A 19,540-nucleotide genomic window follows, 5' to 3' on the forward strand; every position below is an offset into this window, starting at 1 on the left:
ACTGACTTATGAAAAAACATTCCATTAGCCTCACCCTCCTGAAGGAAATCGGTCTGGGAGCAATGCTCCTGATGACCACCCTGACTGCACAGGCACAGCGTTACAGCTATGAAAGTGTACCGGGCGACCCGATGCAGACACGTATCTACACGCTGAAGAACGGACTGAAAATCTATCTGTCCGTCAACAAGGAGAAGCCACGTGTACAGACGTACATCGCCGTACGGACCGGTTCACGCAACGACCCGAAGGAGACGACGGGTCTGGCACACTACCTCGAACATCTTATGTTCAAGGGCACGACACACTTCGGCACGTCGAATGCCGAGGCAGAACGCCCTTACCTCGACTCCATCGAGGCCCGCTTCGAGCAGTACCGCCACATCACCGACCCCAAGGCACGCAAGCAGCGGTATCACCAGATTGACTCCATCTCTCAGCTGGCAGCCCGCTACAACATCCCCAACGAGTACGACAAGATGATGACTGCCATCGGCAGCGAGGGCACGAACGCCTATACCAGCAACGATGTCACCTGTTATGTGGAGAACATCCCGTCCAACGAAATAGACACATGGGCGAAAGTGCAGGGCGACCGCTTCCAGAACATGGTCATCCGCGGCTTCCACACTGAATTGGAGGCCGTGTACGAGGAGTACAACATCAGCCTCTCCAACGACTGGCGCAAGATGTATGCGGCTCTGTTTGCCAAACTCTTCCCCACCCATCCCTACGGAACACAGACGACCCTCGGGCGGGGTGAACATCTGAAAAACCCGTCCATTGTCAACATCAAGAACTATTTTCACAAATACTACGTCCCCAACAACGTGGCCATCTGCATGTCGGGCGATCTCGATCCCGACAAGACAGTAGCCGTCATCGACAAGTATTTCGGCAGCTGGAAGCCCAGTGTACACATTGATGTACCGCAGTATGCTGCCCAGCCGGTCCTCACTGCTCCTGCCGACACGACCGTCATCGGCAAGGAGGCACCGATGTTCTTCATGGGGTGGCGAGCCGAAGCCGCCAACTCCCAGCAGATTGACACGCTCGAGGTAATCGCACAGCTGCTGTCCAACGGACGGGCCGGTCTCTTCGACCTCGACCTCAACCAGAAGATGAAGGTACAGGATGTTGGGGCTGGCGTGAATGACATGACCGACTATTCCGTCTTCTATCTTTACGGACAGTCAAAGGCGGGACAGACCCTGCCGGAGGTACGCAGCCTCGCACTGGCCGAGATAGAGAAGCTGAAAAAAGGACAGTTCTCCGACGACCTGCTGCCTTCCATCGTCAACAACTACAAGCGATACTACTACACACAGCTCGACAAGAACCAGTTCCGTGCCAACCAGTTCGTGGACGCTTTCATCAACCACAAGGACTGGAAGCGAGAAGTAGAGAAAATCAGCCGGATATCCAAACTGACCAAAGCAGACATCGTCAGCTATGCCAGGAAGTTCTTCAGCAACGGCTTTGCCTGCGTCTACAAGGAACAGGGCAACGACACGACAATCAAAAAGGTGGAAAAGCCTTCCATCACACCTATCCCTACCAACAACGACAAGCACAGTGCGTTCCTGGAAGAAATCGTAAACACGAAGACAACACCTATCCAGCCGCAATTCGTCGACTACAAGCGTGATCTGACCAAGGCCGTGACGAGGAAGGGCCTGCCCATGCTCTACAAACAGGACACGACAAACGACCTGTTCACGCTGTGTTTCGTCCTTCCGTTCGGTGACGAACACAATCCGAAGCTCAACTATGCCGCCGGCTATCTCGACTATTTAGGTACGGACAAGCTGACCAACGAACAGATCAAGCAGCAGTTCTACAAGCTGGCGTGCGATTACAGCATCAGCGAAAGGAACGAACGTACGTACATCACGCTGAACGGTCTGAACTCCAACCTGCCGCAGGCACTCGCTCTGCTGAACAACCTGGTCAGCAATGCAAAGGTAGACAGGCAGGCATACGACCTCTATGTAGAGCAGATACTGAAATCCCGCAGCGACAACAAGGCCAACCAGCAGGCCAACTTCTCCGCACTCAGGAACTATGCGACCTACGGAACCTACAACCCGACACGCAACATCCTCAGCGAAAAGGCCTTGAAGGCGATGAACCCACAGGAGCTGCTTACGATGCTGAAAAGTCTGAAGAACTACAAAATGACAGTTCTCTACTATGGGCCGTCAAGTCTGAAAGCCATCGACCAGCTCGTCACGAAGACCGTTCAGTCGCCGAAGACATTCGCCGCTGTACCTGCACAGAAACGCTACGTGGAACAGACGACACCAAAGAACGAGGTCGTCATCGCACCTTACGATGCCAAGAACATCTACATGGTACAGCTCCACAACGAGAATCAGGAATGGTCGGCCGACCGTGCCCCCGTCATCGCACTCTTCAACGAATACTTCGGCGGCAGCATGAACGCCATTGTCTTCCAGGAGCTGCGCGAGGCACGCGGACTGGCCTATTCAGCCTTTGCACGGTATGACGAGCCTTACCGTCTGGGCGACAAGGAGAGCTTCTACACCTATATCATCACGCAGAACGACAAGATGATGGACTGTGTACACGAGTTCAACAAACTACTCAATGATATGCCGGTACGTCAGGCCGGCTTCGACCTCGCCAAGCAGAGCCTGATGAAGAGCCTGGCCTCCGCACGTACAACGAAATACGGCATCCTTACGTCTTATCTCGCAGCACAGCGGCTGGGACTCGACTACTCGCTGAACGAGAAGATTTACAAGGCTCTGCCGGCTCTGCAGCTGAAGGACATCATCGACTTCGAGAAGACGTACATTGCCAACAAACCTTACAAGTACATCATCCTCGGCGACGAGAAAGAGCTGGACATGAAGGCGTTGGAAAAAATCGCTCCGATCAAGCGGGTAACGACAGAGGAAATCTTCGGATATTGAGGATTCCCACCCTCTTGACCGCTCAGAAGACACACATCTATCCCCTCTCGGCAGAGAGGGGGTATCTGGCGAAAACATACAAAAACATCATATAACAAACAGATAACCCCGAGCGGAGCTGTATCAGAGAAGCCAATGGGTCATTGATACTTCCTCTGACGGGCAAACAAAACATTATGGCTGAATTCAAATACGCCCCAATGTTCCAATTGGGCAAGGATGACACCGAATACCGGCTGGTATCAAAGGAAGGTATCAGCACCGGTGAGTTTGAAGGTAAAGAGATTCTCAAGGTCAGCAAGGAGGCACTCACTCTGCTGGCGCAGGAGGCTTTCCACGACTGCGAGTTCATGCTCCGCCGTGCGCACAACGAGCAGGTTGCGAAAATCCTGACCGACCCGGAGGCATCAGAGAACGACAAGTACGTCGCCCTGCAGTTCCTCCGCAATGCCGAGACGGCCGTAAAGGGCATACTGCCTTTCTGCCAGGACACGGGTACCGCCATCATCCATGGCGAGAAAGGACAGCAGGTATGGACCGGGTTTGAAGATGAAGAGGCACTCTCAAGGGGCGTGTTCAACACCTTCACCGAGGAGAACCTCCGCTACTCTCAGAATGCTCCGCTCAATATGTACGACGAGGTGAACACCAAGTGCAACCTCCCGGCACAGATCGACATCGAGGCCGTCGAGGGTGCAGAGTACCGCTTCGTCATGGTTGCCAAGGGCGGCGGTTCCGCCAACAAGACCTACTTCTACCCCATGACCAAGGCCACCATCCAGAACGAGGGCACGCTCATTCCGTTCCTCGTAGAGAAGATGAAGAGCCTCGGAACGGCAGCCTGTCCTCCTTACCACATCTGCTTCGTCATCGGCGGTACTTCCGCAGAGAAGAACCTCCTCACCGTAAAGCTCGGCAGCATTAAGTATTACGACAGCCTTCCCACTACCGGCGACGAGACAGGCCGCGCCTTCCGCGACACCGACCTGGAAGCCAAGCTGCTCGTTGAGGCGCATAAGATCGGGCTCGGCGCACAGTTCGGCGGCAAGTATCTTGCCCACGACATCCGTGTCATCCGCCTGCCCCGCCACGGTGCCAGCTGTCCTATCGGCATGGGTGTCAGCTGCTCTGCCGACCGCAACATCAAGGCGAAGATCAACAAAGAGGGTATCTGGCTCGAGAAGATGGACACCAACCCGGGCGAACTGATTCCGGAGGAATACCGCAAGCCGGGCGAAGGAAGCAAGGGGATTGAGATCGACCTCGACAAGGGCATCGATGCCGTTCGGGCTGAACTGACGAAATATCCTGTCTCGACACGTGTCAATCTTAAGGGAACCATCATCGTTGCCCGCGACATTGCCCACGCCAAGCTCAAGGCTCGGCTGGATGCCGGCGAGGACCTGCCACAGTATTTCAAGGATCATCCCATTCTCTATGCCGGACCGGCCAAGACGCCGAAAGGCTACCCATGCGGTTCGATGGGGCCGACCACGGCCAACCGCATGGATCCGTATGTCGACGAGTTCCAGGACCACGGCGGCTCGCTCGTCATGATTGCCAAGGGCAACCGCACGCAGACTGTTACGGATGCCTGCAAGAAACACGGCGGCTTCTATCTCGGCACCATCGGCGGTGTCGCAGCCGTACTGTCCCAGAGCAGCATCAAGAGCATTGAGTGCGTAGAATACCCCGAACTGGGCATGGAAGCCATCTGGAAGATTACCGTGGAGGACTTCCCGGCTTTCATTCTCGTAGACGACAAGGGGCACGACTTCTTCAAGGAGCTGAAGCCGTGGACAGGCTGCAGCTGTGGAAAGTAGTTTTTCCACAGGTACGGCAACAGGACTTTAACTGTCAGCATTGCTGACCGCCAGACAAAAGAAAGCGGCATGAAGACATCGCACAATGCGTGTCTCATGCCGCTTTTCTTGTACAGTTGCGGTCCGTCCTACTTGATTGAACTACAGGCGGCGCGATTCCCAGACAGTCGGGAATGACGTTCCCGAACGGTCGGGAACAGCATTCCCAACGCCCGGGAAGGCTGTTCCCAAGCGGTTGGGAATATCAAAGCCGATGCCTTCATTTTCAATTTGCCGGACCGACCAGTACCTTCCGCACACGCCCGTCACTCATCCTGATGATATTCAAGCCACGTGTTCTGTGCTGGAGTCTTCTGCCGTCGATACTGTAGATACCTGTTTCAACAGCTCCGTCCATCCCCTTGTCAAGAGACTTGATACGGGTCGGTGTAAGGTCTCCTACAATGCTGTCAAACAGTCCGGAACCGAAAGTACCGTCAGCCTCGTATTTACTTTCCGCTCCTCCCACAACGTGCAAGGTCACACTGTTGTCGAAGGTGTTGAAAGCACCGGCTGCACAGGTAGGCGGTTCAGGGGCATAGATAGAAACGTCCGTGAGGGAAGTGTTGTAAACGGCAAAGATGTCATTACCTATATACGTCAGCGTGCTTGGCAACGTGACGCTCTCCAGGCTGCCGCAGGCTCCGAAAGTGGCATCCTCCAGCCGGGTGATGCCCTCCGGAAGGGTGATCCGGCTTAGGTCTGTATAGTAGAAACAGCTGCTTCCGATGCTCCTGATCGTTTGGGGAAGTTCTATTTCCTCCAGTCCACTGAAGAGGAACGCATCTTTTCCGATGGTTTCAGTACCTTCGTTGACCGTTACCCTGGCCAGATTCTTCTCGCGTTTTTCTTTGCCTTTCATCCCGGCATGGGCATTCTGACCGCCCGCCTGGGCAAAGGCACCGTCGGCAATCTGTCTGACCGTAGCCGGAGTGGTATAGCTTTTTCCGTCCTTGGAGGCCGGATAGGTCCACAAGACTGACCTGTCTTTGCTGAAGAGTACGCCGTCAATTGCTGCGAAAGAAGGGTTTTCCGATGCCACTTCAATCTTTTGCAGCGCATAAGTCATACTAAATACTTCACTGCCGATATGGGTGACAGAAGCAGGAATACGGACAGCCGTGACCTTCTTCAACGGAGAGAAGGCCTCATCACCGATGCTCTCCATATCCTGCGGGACTTCCACGATGCCCTCGGACATATTGAAACATTGCAGTACCTTATGTCTGCTGACATCGCAAAGCATGTACCCAATCATCTTGAAGACAGTGTTGGCAGGATCGACCTTCACCTCCGTATAATCTTTGCTGCCTGCAAAAGCCGCATCTCCAATATACTTTACAGAGGCCGGTATCGTCAGGGCCTTACTGTGAGTACTGTAGAAGGCACGCTTCCCAATGCTCTCCAGGCCATTGTTCAACACTACCGAAATCAGGTCGCAGTTCTGGAAGGCATTGTCAGAAATGGTCCTGAGCGTCTTCGGGAAGTAAATATACATGAAATAAGTCAGGTTCTGGAAGCAGCCTTCGGGTATGCTTTCAAACTCCGCATCATGCAAGTTCGCCGAATGCAGGTCCGTCAGCGAACCTCCTTTCGCAAGTCTGGCCAGGAACTTCAGGTCAGCATCATTCATCGGTCCGGTGACTTTGATGCCCTGGACATGTACGTCACCATAGAGTTCCATCACGGTCTGTTCCAGCGTGCCGGCCTTGGTAAGCTGTACAACACGCTGATTGAAATAGGCATCAGTGGGAACCTTGTAATCGTCCTGTGCAAAGACAAACGTCGTACTGAACAAGACGAAGAGGGTAAGTAAGATCTTTTTCATACGCAATTGATATTTAATAAATGAATTCATTACAGGAGGCAATGCGTTGCCGCCTGCCTCAGAGTGTTACGCCCATTGAAATTTCAAGATTGTGGCCATGCTGGTGGTTGTCGTACCACCTGCGCCCCAGCTGCATCTGCATGAAAGCGGAAGTCAGAGACCTGACAAGTCTGAAATCATAGCGGATGTGAAGCCCTGCGTCCCAATAGCTTGCCTGCTGCATGAATGCGTTGTTGCGGAACATCCCGACGGGCTTGTCGAACACTTGGGGTTCAGTGAAGACAAAATGATGGTGGACCTGCCTGCCTACATGAGACAGGAAGCCTACTGACAGCAGGCCTCTTGAGAACATTCTCGACAGATCCAGTTTCAAGGAAGGTACGAGAAAAGCTGTTTTCAGTTGTCGTGCAGGAGTCTGGTACTGCGTATTGTCTACGTCATAAGCCAGCCTCGGCAGCATGACGAGCCAAATGGCAGGTGTGAATTTATATAACGCCGAGAGCGACAACTGCATGCCCTGGTGCTGGTAAATGAAAGGTCTGGAGCTTGCTATCTCCTTGTAATTTGTCAGTCCGCTGTCATAATAGCGTTCCTGCCCCTCTCTTTTCGTTGTCTCGGCGGAGAATGTTGCCTTGCAGTCCCACTGTCTCCATTGCCCTGTCCAGCTTAGTTCACCTCTCCACTTCGTCTGGAAAACATCACAGATCGGAATGTCACGTTCCGAGGAAAGCCGTTTCTGGATGTTCTCATACTCGAGATCCGTTGAAGCCTGCAGCCCGAGCCCGTCCTTCGTATGTGTAGACAGCCCCGCTGAGTAATTTCCACCTTCATACTTCACGCCGTTCTGCAATCCTTTGAAACGGAAATACTGCATGCCCAGACCGGTGAGATGATACAGGACACGGTTGCCCTGCGGGTTCATAAACTGTACGTCACTCTGCTGTGTGTACTTCCCGATGCCGGCATACAGCCCTACGACACGCCGTGCGGAGACAGCATAGCCTCCTCCAAAATGCAGCTGTACGTCAAGTGTCGTGTTCTTGGGACGTGGGTCACGGTCGCGGTACTCTATTGTAGAGCGGTAACTCATCTCAGCTCCTATGGAGAGTCTGTTCATCTGGTGTGCATATCCACCCCTGAACAAATAGTACTCGCGCCGCATTGATACAGTGGCTGTATCGGCAATGACGTAAGGGAACACACGCTGGTAATCGCTGTTCAGATTCCATGATATACCCTGCCTGCTGCCGTTCTCATAGACGGCTTCCCCCCATGCCACAGACTTCTTGCTGATTCTTAAGTGCGACTGTACTCTGAAGAACATCAGCTCCGCACCGGTCCCCTGCTGTGCATCGACCGCGAGAGACGCTCCGTCATGGCGGTAGCCGGCCTGCACCTGCGAAAGGCTGGGAGTAAATTCATTCAGATTGGAGACTATGTCTGATGGGTTCAAGTAGCTCAAAGAAGGCAGCCGGAGGGTAGTCTCCCGTACAGCTTCCAATGAATGTGAATGCGAAGACAGGGACGGCTGTATGTGCTCTTGTGCGGCTCCACAGAGAGGGGAGACGCACAGAAGCACAAAGAGGAAATACCGGCATGGCCTATTTGAAGACATACCATGGATCAGCCTTAACCGTCTCGAAGTCATTTTGAGAGTCGTTAGTGTCAATCAGCTTATGTTTCCTGGCATCGTATTTCCTGCGCACCGACTTGCCATAACGCTGCTGGTCATGGTCGACTGTGGAGAACCAGGCATAGCCGTTGTCCAGTGTCGGACTGATTACATTCCATTTCTTCTTGTCTTTGATGGCCAGTACTACGGCATCTACAATCCATGTGTTGGGGACTTTAACAGCATGGAATTTCATGTCCTTGACCGTCGTCCCGTACACGAAACGGTAAGAATAATCGTATTGGTAGTCTTTTCCGGTCGTAAAGGTATGGTTGTCCACTCCCAGGAAGCCCATGACATAGGAATAAAAACCACGGTCGTGCGGACCCCATATCGTACGTGAATAGGTATAGAGACGCTCCATGTTGGGGACATCGGGGTTGTCAATATCAGTGACCCTTGGGTTTGTCGACTCGTCATACCATTCGAAGTTGGCCTTTGAAAGATTGAAAGAGTTGGGATTCCTGCCGGCTGTGGTATGGTCAATGGCATTGTCGCAGATAATGAGCGAAGCACCGGGCTGGACAGGATAATTCTTGTCTACACCATGCATTCCCGGGATTTTGGTGATGTACTGTACCGGTGTTTCCTTGTCCAGAACATACGGCTTATAGTCCTGGTGTATCATCTGCTGGAAGGCACTCTCCGCAATGAACAGCCCGTCGGCATAGAGCACCTCATCCGAATTATTGGTAATTCTGAAGTACTGGTCACCGGTATATGGGTCACCACTGGGGCGGAGTGTGCGGGCGGCAAAGATTTCAGCAATCACGAAGCCATTACCCATATTGGGGAAGAACAGGTCGATGGCGAAACGAGGCAGCGTAGAAGCAGTGCTTTTCACCAAGGACTGGTTCATCAGATTGCCACGGACAATGCTTTTAGTCTTCAGCTTGCTGTGATGAACGGCATTAGCCTCAAGCTCTACATTGTAAAGCCCTTCGGCGATATTGAGCGTATCAATACTGATGGACGACTGCAGTTTCCCCTCCGCATCAAGGCATTTGACGGACGGAACGGTAAAAGTGCTGTCCCTTCCTGTTGACACATTATGTACCTTTACCTTGATGGAGACAAGGGAATCGACACCGCTGAATGCCTGGGACAGGCTGATGTCAAGTCCGAACTTGGCATAGTTCACGGCAGAACCGCCAGGAGAAACATCATCATTGGTGCAGGAGTTGAAAAGAACTGACACCAATATGATGGCAAAGAAAGTTTTGATTAACGTTTTCATATCTGTCTGTTTATAATTAGGTTTATATCTTCAGTCCCATTTCCATTCCAAAATAAGGCGAGAACGTACGGCGTACAGTAAACCCGTTCACCTCATAATCAGGGGCAATGTAAAGTACCCTGTCGGCAAAGAAAGACAAGGAAAGATGCTTGCCGAACTTTTTTGTCGCCTTGAAATTGACCAGCATATAGCTGCGTTCCCTATTGCTCATGTCCTGTCCTGCCGTACCGCTCAGTACAAGCCAGCGCAGGTAAGGGTCGTTCTTGTCGGCTTCGGTATAAGGATGTACCGCACCAGTGATGTCCATATAACCCATGGGGACGCTTGAGGTTGGCGGGCGTTTCGTGCTACTCATCCAGAAACATTCAGACGTTGCCGACAGAATCAGTCCCAATCTGTCGATATACGAGTCAAAGATAAAATTAGATGTAAAGATCTGTCTGTCATATCTATCCGTATTCAGATAGTATCCGGCATATCTGTCGACAACAGCCACACCGCCGACAACCACATTGGGTGCGGCTCTGAACAGCGGAATACTGTTCTCGTATACGGTCCTGAACCATGCTCCGTTCACGGTTATGCGGGTCTGGATGACAGGTATGCGCGGTGAGGAATACTGGAACTCTATGCCCCGCTTCTTTATCCTTGATCCGTTTTCGGTCGTTCCGTATCCGTCTAAGATGGTATCAGTAACAGATGGCAGGGCATCCAAGGCCGGCGGTCCGGTGAGTTTTGACGGGTCGATAGCCGACGTAGCGTATTTCCTGTAAGTAAACGGACGTATTGTCGTGGTGCTTCTGAAGCCGTCCTTCATGTCTTCCTGGAAATAGGTAAGGTTGAAATGATGCGCACCTCTGTCTACTCCCATGCGTATTTCCCATTTCCTGTTGCGTGCCGGCTGCAGGTCGGGATTGACGGGATTCAGCTTGTACGTGCGGATATGGATACGTTTGTATTCGGGGCGGATGTCCCAGTAGTTCAGTTCCGTAATGTCCTTATAGATATAATCAGGGTACAGATCAAGGATTGTCGGCATCTTCGTCATCATTCCGAAGCCGCCGGAGACATAGCACCTGAAGCCTGCAAACTGCGGAAAGTCCCATTGGGCATTGATACGTGTGTCGGTGAAGATTCTGCCGTGTATGGCGTAATAGCCCGGGATGTTGAGCAGCTGGGTAGTACGGATGCCGCCCATCAGCGTCAACCGGTGTCTGCCGACAGGCATGGTCGCATTGTCTTCCGCATAGAAAGACAGGATATCCGTTGCCGGAATTTCCTTGTACGATCGGGGGCGGCGGGCTGTTGAAGCATGCAGGGGTCTTGTGATGTCGAATATCTGTCCTCTCCCATAGTTTTTGTTGAGCTGGAATTCTGCACCTGCCGTTATACGGTGGCGCATGGATGCAGTCCGTGCCGCCCATTCCGTCTCACCTCTGACAGTACTGTAGAACGGAATGCCTTCTACACGGTAGTCGCACACATACTGGAACGGCAGGAACAGTCCGTCGTACTCACCGCTCTCATAAGCCAGCGGGACGGCATAGTCCCGTTGCAAGGCGACGGCCTCGGTCTGGTGTATTCGGTCGAAGGCAATACTGGCGGCATAGGTCAGCAATGCACTTCTGAATCCGGTCTGCTCCATTCTCCTGAACATGAGCTGCTGATTCAGTCCCATCTTGAGGTACGAGGACCGGTAACGGTCGTCTTTATGTATCTGGATCTCCGGATCCGTCTTCACATTATCTATGTTCAGGGCATAGTCCGTAGCTCCGTTCCATTCAAGAACATAATGCCTGCCCAAATCCCACTTGCGCTGCAGGCGGGCTGAGAAGGTGAGGCGGCGATAGGTCTCGAACCTGTTCCTCGGTTCTTTGCGGGCATCGAGCAGACCGCCGTCAACATTCAGGTTCCACTTTCCCGACAACAGGAAACCTTTTCCCAGCGACACCAGTTTTCCGTATTCGTCGGCCTTAAGGCGGAGCTGCAAGGGCGATTGTGTATGCTTTCTCGTGATACTGATCAGTCCGCTCGTCAGTTCTCCGTATTTTACGGATGGTATGCCGCGGATGATTTCCACTTTCTCAATGTTGTCAGTAGGTATTTCCCGCATATCCACACCGTAGCTCGTGTGGTTTCTGCTGTTATCGGCATCCCCCTGGAATGTACCCGCAATGTACTGCATATTGGCATCCGTGCCGATGGCCTGTCCGTCTATCACGAATTTCGTACCCAACGAGGAGGTGGCATACTGTGAGCTTGGAGAACCCGCCTCGCGCAACGTAATGACATTGGCACTGCCCAGCGAAGGTGGCTTCGTCATTCCACCGGGCAGCAGTGCCAGCAGATCGGCAAACGAGGAAGGCTGCAGATGTTCCATGGCTGTCTGTCCGATGATGGTGGTACTTGTCATTCCTTTCTTTTCCGCTGCCGTTACAACAACCTCGTTCATGGCTTGCTTCTGTGCCTGCATATAGATACGCACGGAGCCTGTTTCCTGAAGCTGCAGGACGGTGTCGACAGGCTGGTAGCCGACAGCTGTGACACGAAGCTGCAGGACACCTGGAGGAAGGCCTTTCATGATGAAATGCCCTGCAGCGTCTGACACGGTTCCTCCCAACAGCTTCTTCTGCCGGTACACACGTATCGTAGCCCCTGCCACCTCCTGTGCGGCATCAGAGGCGGTGACTGTTCCTTGCAGAAGACGTGCAGCACGGTCGCCGTCATGCTGTGCATGGGCTGCCAGGGTTGTGACCAGAAACAGAATTACAACGTATATGGATTTAGCCATTGGGATTGATTTGGTGGCAAAATTAATAAGAATGTACAATCCAGTCAATACCTAAAAACAATGATTTCATACGGACATAGACAACGAGTCCCTGTCTTCATAGGTGACAAAGGTGAGAATAACAGATGTGGAGCAGAGAGAAAAACAATCCTGTAAACTTACAAAAGGATGTTTACAGACTCGGAAAAACGAGATGAAGAAGTGGCTGTGCTGACATCAGGAAAAGTCATGACACGCCAAGGCAGTGCAGTTCCCAAGTAGTAGGGAATGGAATTCCCAGACAGTGGGGAACAGCGTTCCCAACGCCTGGGAAGGCCGTTCCCAACGCCCGGGAATAGAGTTCCCGATCGGTTGGGAACATCACGCTACCGTAGTCACGGTCATCTTAACGTCGGTACAATGGCAAGATAGACAACATCGTGGTCCGTCCGGTTCTCGAACCAGTGGAAATGTCCCTCCGGACAATAATGCATCTGCCCTACCCTTGCCACTTCCGTCGTGTCGTCGTAATGAACGGTCAGCTCACCGCTGAGGACATACATCGCCTCAAACGTACCCGTATGCTGATGGCGGCCGCTGCTGGCACCCGGCCGCAAAGTAGAATACATGATACGTGCCTTGTCGTCCACATAAGCCCGCATATCGAGCTTTCCCTCTCCGCCTTTGAAGCCTTCGATGTGCTCCTCGGCAATCTTGTCGAAATCAATGATCATGATGTTTCTCGTTTTGAATTTATCTCCTGCAAAATTACATAAAAATGTCGAATAACAGGCCGGACAGATAAGGAATGCTCCTTTCCTATTAGATGGCATACACGAAAAAAGCAGGAACTCCGGCGGAGTCCCTGCTTTCCCTATTGTTGTTTCTGAAGATTTAGAAAGTGTAACGCAAACCGAGCTGACCGCGCCAGCGGCTGTAATAGTCGCTGTAGTCGCGTGTCGCATAGCCGCCGGTGAACTGGTAGTGACCGTTCTTCTGGTAGTTTACAGGATTGTAGTAAACGCCGAAGCCGTCGCCATGGGTATGTCCCCAGTCCTTGTTGAGCAGGTTGCCGACATTGATGATATCGAAGCTCAGTTCGAGCGAATTCATCTGACCGCCCACCTTGAAGCTATACTTCTGTGCGAAATGCACATCGAAGTGATGTTCAAAGGCAAGATTGTCGGCATAACGCTTGTAGAACTCGCCACGGTGGTTCTTCATGTAGGAGTCATGCCCGATCCAGTACTTCATCAGCTGCCGCTGCATATCTTCCGTCAGCTTGGGTGCCGTGAAGCCGTCGCCGAAGACGGCTCTGGTAAGTGCATTGGCAGAGAAGTCGGTCTCGTCGAAACGCATCCTGTCAATCTGGGCATCCGTAGGGATGAAGAACAGGTCGTTTCCGTTGGCACCGTCCTCGTTGACGTCACCGTAGTAATAGAGGGTATAAGGCGAACCGCTGCGTCCCTGGTAGATAAGACCGACGGTGGTCTGCCACTCCTTCTTCGATCCGTAGCTTACATGATAGTAAGCAGATGCCTGAAGACGGTGGGGAACGTTATAGGCCGAATGACCGAGTTCCGGATCGTTGGAATTCCGGTAAGTGTAGTTGAATCTCCAGTTGCTCTCTGCAACGGAAGAGCCGCCGTTGTTCACACTCATGGATCGTGTCCAGGTATAGCTTGCCATGAGGTCAAGACCGAAGTTGAAATGCTTCTCCGCCTTCAGACTCAGGTTCACGGTGTAACCTTTCGACGTATTGCTCAGCTTGTAGATGTTGGCAAAAGGCGTACCGTTCGTCGTCTTGGCAAAAAGCGGCCGGTTGTCCTCGACCGGTGCGCCTGCACTGCCGTAGACCTGGCCGTAGGTCTTGCCGGTCTGCTCGTAGGCAAGGTTCTGGTAGAGAATGTCGTTCAGCGTCTTCGAGTAGATGGCCTCTGCTGTCCAGTTGATGCCCAGCACATTGAAATCAAAGCCGAGATTGAAGCGCAGGTTCTGCGCGAACTTGAAGTGACGGTCGTAGACGTTGATGGTCTGGCTGCCGGTTGCCTTCAGCTTCGAGGCATTGGCCTCCTGTGCATTCGGGTCGAGCAGCAGGTCCAGTCCGTTGGTCTTATAGGAATTGTAGGTAGAGAGCTGGATACCCGTGTTGGAGTAGTTGTTGCTGATCCATACGAACGGTATGCGACCGGTAAACACGCCGGCACCACCGCGGAGAATGAACCTGTGGTCGTGGTTGATGTCCCAGCGGAAGCCTACACGCGGGCTCCAGAGCGGTGTGCTTGACAGTTTCTGGTTGGTCTTGACATTCCATCCTCTCGTCTCGGCATACTGGTTGAACGGCTCGTTGGCCGTCGGCGCATCAAAGATGATCGGCATATCCATACGGAGTCCGTAAGTCAGCTGGAAATTGTTGGAAACGTCCCATTTGTCCTGGGCATAGAAACTCAGCTGTGCCGCACCGAAGGAAGCCTCCCACCTCGGGTCGCCAGTCACGTCAGTATTGGCATGACCGTAACGGTACTGGTTGAGGTAAGACTTCGCCGGATCTATTGTTCCTGCAATATAATCCTCATAGTAGCTCTTGAAGGCATCGTAGTTCTTGAAGGTATAGCTGCCGAAAAGATCCTGGATAAAGAGGTTCGTGAACTTATACAGTTCGTTGTGCGTACCGAAAGTGTAGGTGTGGTTGCCTTTGTACCAGGTAAGGTTGTCCTCCAGGGTGTAGATGTCCTGGTCCAGACGGTTGGCCATGGAGGAACGCTCGATGCCCAGGTTGACGGAACCGCCGCCGACATTGTTGACAGAAATGCTTGGATATTCGCCATTGATGTCGCGCTTGTCCCTTACGCGTACATAGCTGGCACGTGCCTCGTTGGCCACCGACGGAGACAGGCGGCTCTGCAGCTCGGCGATGAACGAGTTGGTGACACTCTTGAACGGATAAGCATAGCTGCTGCCGTTGAGGGCTTTGCGCGAACCGGCATTGTTCAGCTGGGACGCACTGACGATGCTCCATCGTACGGTGGCCTTGTTGGTCTCGTTGATGTTCCAGTCCAGTTTCAGCCCGCCCTTGTCACTCCTTGTGTAAATATCCTCGGTAGAGAGAGCTGTAGGATAGTTCACGCCCTGACGCTGTGCAAGGTCGGCGATCTTCGCAAGGACATCGCTGGCCTTGGCTGCATCGACGGCAGACGACTCCGCTCCGAGCGTGTAAAGGTTCGGATAGGTCTTGTTGGTCTTCTCATAGTTGGCAAAGAAGAAGAGCTTGTCCTTGATGATCGGGCCGCCGAAGGTAATGCCGGCATTGTACTCCTGCTGCTTGTTGTACTTGGGCGCATAGCCGCCGTCAGCGAGAGGATACTTGGACCCGATGAGGTTCTGGTTGTTGCCGAATCCATAGACACTGCCATGGAACACATTCGTTCCGCTCTTGGTAATGGCATTGATGGCACCGCCCGTGAAACCGCCCTGACGGACATCAAAGGGAGCAACGTTCACCTGGATCTGCTCGATCGTCTCCATGGAAACAGGCTGGGCACCAGCCTGACCGCCGTTGGCACCGTCGGCAGCAAGGCCGAAGACATCGTTGTTGGCAGCACCGTCTATCATGAAGGAGTTGTAACGGTTGCTTGTTCCGGCAAACGACATGGCACCGTTGTTGGAGGTGGTCAGCTGCGGATTGAGCCGTGCCACATCGGCAATACCGTGGGTAATGCTCGGCATATCAGCAATCTGCTTGGAGCTGAGGCTCGTCGCTGCACCCGTCTTCGTAGCGTTGACGCCGGCGCTTCCTGTCACGACGACTTCCTGTAGTTCCTTGGAATCGTCCTGAAGCGAACAGGAGAGATCTTCCGTCTCGCCGAGGCGGAGCGTCACGTTCTCAAACGTCTTTGTCTTCTGTCCGATGTAAGCCACTGAAACCTTGTACGGTCCGCCTACACGCATACCCTGGATGGTATAACGGCCGTCAATGTTCGTCACAGCCCGGTAGACTGTTCCCGAAGGTACATGGGTTGCAGTAACGGTAGCACCAATGACATCTTCGCCCTGGGACGTTACCTTTCCGCTGATTCCTGATGTTGTAATCTGTGCCATGGCAGAAGTTGTCATCACAAGCAACAACATAACCAGGAGAAGTAATCTTTTCTGCATAGTTCTGCTAAGAGATTAAATGAAGTAATAACGTTATTTAAATGTATGTTGCAAATATAAGCAAATTTTCCGATACTTACACGGTAAACCGTAAAAAAGTTGTAACGACCTGTGGTTATCCTACCCTCTACCCACCACAGCCCATCATCATCCATCATCGCCTATCATATCCTCGTATTGCCTATCATCGCCTATAACAGCTCATCATCACCCATCATCAAAAAAAACAGCTTACACTCTACGTGCAAGCTGCGACATCATAACGGCACTAAGTCCTGCGGTCTCTGTACGCAGGCGGCTCTTTCCCAGTGTGACACTCTCAAAGCCATGTGCCATGGCAAGGCGTACTTCCTCGATGGAGAAATCGCCCTCAGGCCCTATCAGGACCGTAATATCCGCCGCTCCAGAGGGGTGTTCTTTCTGCGCTTCCGGCCCGTTCTGCAAGAAAATCCCAGGTTGCAATGCACTGTTGATTGCCGTGAAGAAGTCTGTACGAGGAATTTCAGGATAACAATGACAGATGAATTTCCGTCCCTTGTCAGGACAGTTTTCCACAAACGAACTGAAAGAAGACATCGGGTTGACCAGCGGTTTCCAGCCTTTACGGCTCTGCTTCACCGCCGAGACAACGATTTTCTCTATGCGATCGGCACGCAGCGTTTTGCGCTCGGAAAACCTGCAGTCCAGAAAGCTGATCTCGTCAAAGCCCACTTCCGTGGCTTTCTCTGCCATCCATTCCATGCGTCCCATGTCTTTCGTAGGAGCAATGGCAAGATGAATCCGCCCCGACCAGGCAGGCTTCTGCCTCATGGTCTGACGAATGATATAGACACATTTCTTTGCCGTTGCCAGTACGACCTCCGCCTGATAGAAGTTTCCTTCTCCATCCATCAGGAACATCTCGTCACCCTCCTTCAGACGGAGGACACGCAGCGCATGAACGGCTTCTTCAGCCGGCAGCTCGTTCAATGCGGCTGCATTGGGAACATAAAAATATCTCGCTTCTTTCATTGTCCGTTTTTCTCTGGAGACGATTACGGCAGGAGAAATCTCCGGTTATGCGTCTTTCTTTCTGTGCCTCATCTCATCCCGGAGCATGGAAGCCAACTCATAGTTCTCCTCCTCTATCGCCTTGTCCAGCGCATGACGCAGCATTTCCATGCTGAGCGCATTGACCGGCAGAGCTATCTTGTTCTTGTTCGCATGATAATCCACACTTTGCCGCTTGAAAAGACTCTCCTCCATGAAGATGTCCAGCTTCGCAACCTGTGCCAGCAGAACGGCATCGGAAGCACGGATTGGGGTAAGTGTCAGGTCGTCTTTATCGACCAGAAGTGCCTTGTACTGTCCGTCAATGATCGAATTGAAAAGAACCTCATAATGTTCCCCCGTCATCCTGGGATTTATACTGCACAGCACTTCTGGAAGCAGTCTTTCCGTGAGGGACGTGCCCGCTGCCCGCAGGCTGAGTTCATACTCCATGCGGCTGTCACATACGATGGCCACCTGCCGTATATGCGAAAGGTCTGACAGGATGAGCAGTCCCAGTTCCGGACCGCCCACAATCTGGGAAACGCCTGTATATATCAGCTGGACCTTGCTCATTATGAACCCTTTTGTATCTTATAGGGAAAAATCACTTATGGATTTGCCGGATATTTCCTTATGCTTTGTTGAATACTTCTTTGTATTTCTGCCGTACAGTTCCTTAAACCTTCGTCAAAGACTTCCTTTTCCTTACCTGATGATTATCTTCTTATGCCTTCTTGGGACGGAAAATCAGTGCAAAGCTGACACCGACGGCAAAGGCATAGCCGGCAAAGATAAACCAGCAGGACTGCCAGTCGCCGACCGTCAGCTTGTCGCCCCCTATCTTCTGCGAATGGGTATAGACATTGATGACGGCCTGTGCTGCCAGCGTCCCTATCGTCGCACCGATGCCGTTTGTCATCAGCATGAACAGTCCCTGTGCAGACGAACGGAGTGCCGGCTCCGTACTGTTGTCCACGAACAGCGAGCCCGAGATGTTGAAGAAGTCGAAGGCAACGCCGTAGACTATCATCGACAGCACGAAGAGCAACACGCCTGGAAAACCAGGGTTGCCTACACCGAACAGTCCGAAACGCAGCACCCATGCGAACATGGCTATCAGCATGACATTCTTGATGCCGTAGTGACGCATGAAGAAAGGAATCAGCAGGATGCAGCAGGTCTCACTGATCTGTGAAAGACTGATCAGAATATTGGCATGCTGCACGCCGAAGGCCTGGGCGAATTCAGGCTGGGCACCGAAGCTGGACAGGAACGGATTGGCAAAACCGTTGGTAATCTGCAGACTCACTCCCAGAAGCATGGAGAAGATAAAGAAGATGGCCATCTTCTTCTGCTTGAACAGCGTGAAGGCACGCAGGCCGAAGGCATCGACAAAGCTCTTCTTGTCCGTTCCCTTACTGACTTCGCACTTCGGCAGCGTAAAGGCATAAAGGAACAGAATGATACTCACCGCCCCGGAAGTGACAAATTGGTTCTGGTTGCTCTGGAAGCCCAGAAGATCGACCAGCCACATGGTAAGGATGAATCCGATCGTTCCGAATACACGTATCGGGGGAAAGTCCTTCACCGTGTCCATGCCGGCATTCGTCAGGGCACTGTAGGCAACAGAGTTGGTAAGTGCCAGCGTCGGCATATAGAAAGCAACTGAAAGAGAATAGAGCGTGAAGATAATGGGAGACTCCACATGATTGCCCATCCTCAGACCGTAGCCTGCCGTGGCGAACATAAACAGTCCTGCAAGCAGATGGCAGAAGCCCAACAGCCGCTGGGCAGGCACCCAGCGGTCGGCCACGATGCCCATCAGCGCCGGCATGAAAATCGACATCACACCCTGCATGGAATAAAACCAGCCAATCCCAGTACCAATGCCGATTCTCTCAAGATAGCGACCCATAGAGGTCAGATAAGCTCCCCACACTGCAAACTCCAGAAAGTTCATCAGTGCCAAACGTACCTTCAAATTCATGTTTTCAGTAATTGATTTATGACCGCAAAAGTAATGATTTTATCAGAATTGACCAAAC

General features: G+C 52.4%; 11 protein-coding genes. 2 read left to right on the plus strand and 9 right to left on the minus strand.

Annotation, left to right across the window (positions count from 1 at the left end):
* Nucleotides 1-8 precede the first annotated feature (8 nt).
* The gene (locus tag DYH27_RS12485; protein WP_025067513.1) at nt 9-2,939 is read left to right on the plus strand and encodes a M16 family metallopeptidase; all 2,931 of its coding nucleotides are present in this window, start codon (nt 9-11) and stop codon (nt 2,937-2,939) included.
* A gap of 176 nt (nt 2,940-3,115) precedes the next feature.
* Entirely contained in the window at nt 3,116-4,762 is a 1,647-nt protein-coding gene (locus DYH27_RS12490; RefSeq protein WP_004353851.1) for a fumarate hydratase, read from the plus strand.
* Nucleotides 4,763-5,027: 265 nt separating this feature from the next.
* Here DYH27_RS12490 and DYH27_RS12495 read toward each other — a convergent pair whose 3' ends face one another.
* The 9 genes from DYH27_RS12495 to DYH27_RS12535 all read right to left on the minus strand — a co-directional run bounded on the left by DYH27_RS12495 (nt 5,028) and on the right by DYH27_RS12535 (nt 19,482).
* Nucleotides 5,028-6,629 carry a leucine-rich repeat domain-containing protein gene (locus DYH27_RS12495; protein WP_025067514.1) on the minus strand — a complete coding sequence of 534 codons (1,602 nt, stop codon included), beginning with the start codon at nt 6,627-6,629 and terminating at the stop codon, nt 5,028-5,030.
* Between the two features lie 58 nt (nt 6,630-6,687).
* Nucleotides 6,688-8,130 (minus strand): DUF6850 family outer membrane beta-barrel protein, encoded by a 1,443-nt coding sequence (locus DYH27_RS12500; RefSeq protein WP_244595185.1) that lies wholly within the window; start codon nt 8,128-8,130, stop codon nt 6,688-6,690.
* A 100-nt stretch (nt 8,131-8,230) separates the two neighbouring features.
* On the minus strand, nt 8,231-9,538 hold the full coding sequence (locus DYH27_RS12505) for a DUF4876 domain-containing protein (RefSeq protein WP_025067515.1): 1,308 nt from the start codon (nt 9,536-9,538) through the stop codon (nt 8,231-8,233).
* Nucleotides 9,539-9,560: 22 nt separating this feature from the next.
* Nucleotides 9,561-12,329 (minus strand): TonB-dependent receptor, encoded by a 2,769-nt coding sequence (locus DYH27_RS12510; RefSeq protein WP_025067516.1) that lies wholly within the window; start codon nt 12,327-12,329, stop codon nt 9,561-9,563.
* A gap of 380 nt (nt 12,330-12,709) precedes the next feature.
* Nucleotides 12,710-13,042: a cupin domain-containing protein gene (locus DYH27_RS12515; protein ID WP_025067517.1), complete on the minus strand. Its 333-nt coding sequence runs from the start codon at nt 13,040-13,042 to the stop codon at nt 12,710-12,712.
* A 160-nt stretch (nt 13,043-13,202) separates the two neighbouring features.
* Complete coding sequence (locus tag DYH27_RS12520; RefSeq protein ID WP_025067518.1) at nt 13,203-16,463, minus strand: TonB-dependent receptor; 3,261 nt, start codon at nt 16,461-16,463, stop codon at nt 13,203-13,205.
* 231 nt (nt 16,464-16,694) lie between these two features.
* Nucleotides 16,695-17,474: an RsmE family RNA methyltransferase gene (locus DYH27_RS12525; protein ID WP_025067519.1), complete on the minus strand. Its 780-nt coding sequence runs from the start codon at nt 17,472-17,474 to the stop codon at nt 16,695-16,697.
* 45 nt (nt 17,475-17,519) lie between these two features.
* Complete coding sequence (locus DYH27_RS12530) at nt 17,520-18,068, minus strand: bifunctional nuclease domain-containing protein (protein WP_004353821.1); 549 nt, start codon at nt 18,066-18,068, stop codon at nt 17,520-17,522.
* Between the two features lie 151 nt (nt 18,069-18,219).
* Entirely contained in the window at nt 18,220-19,482 is a 1,263-nt protein-coding gene (locus DYH27_RS12535; protein ID WP_025067520.1) for an MFS transporter, read from the minus strand.
* Nucleotides 19,483-19,540 lie beyond the last annotated feature (58 nt).

It is taken from the genome of Prevotella denticola (assembly GCF_900454835.1).
GTDB lineage: Bacteria > Bacteroidota > Bacteroidia > Bacteroidales > Bacteroidaceae > Prevotella > Prevotella denticola.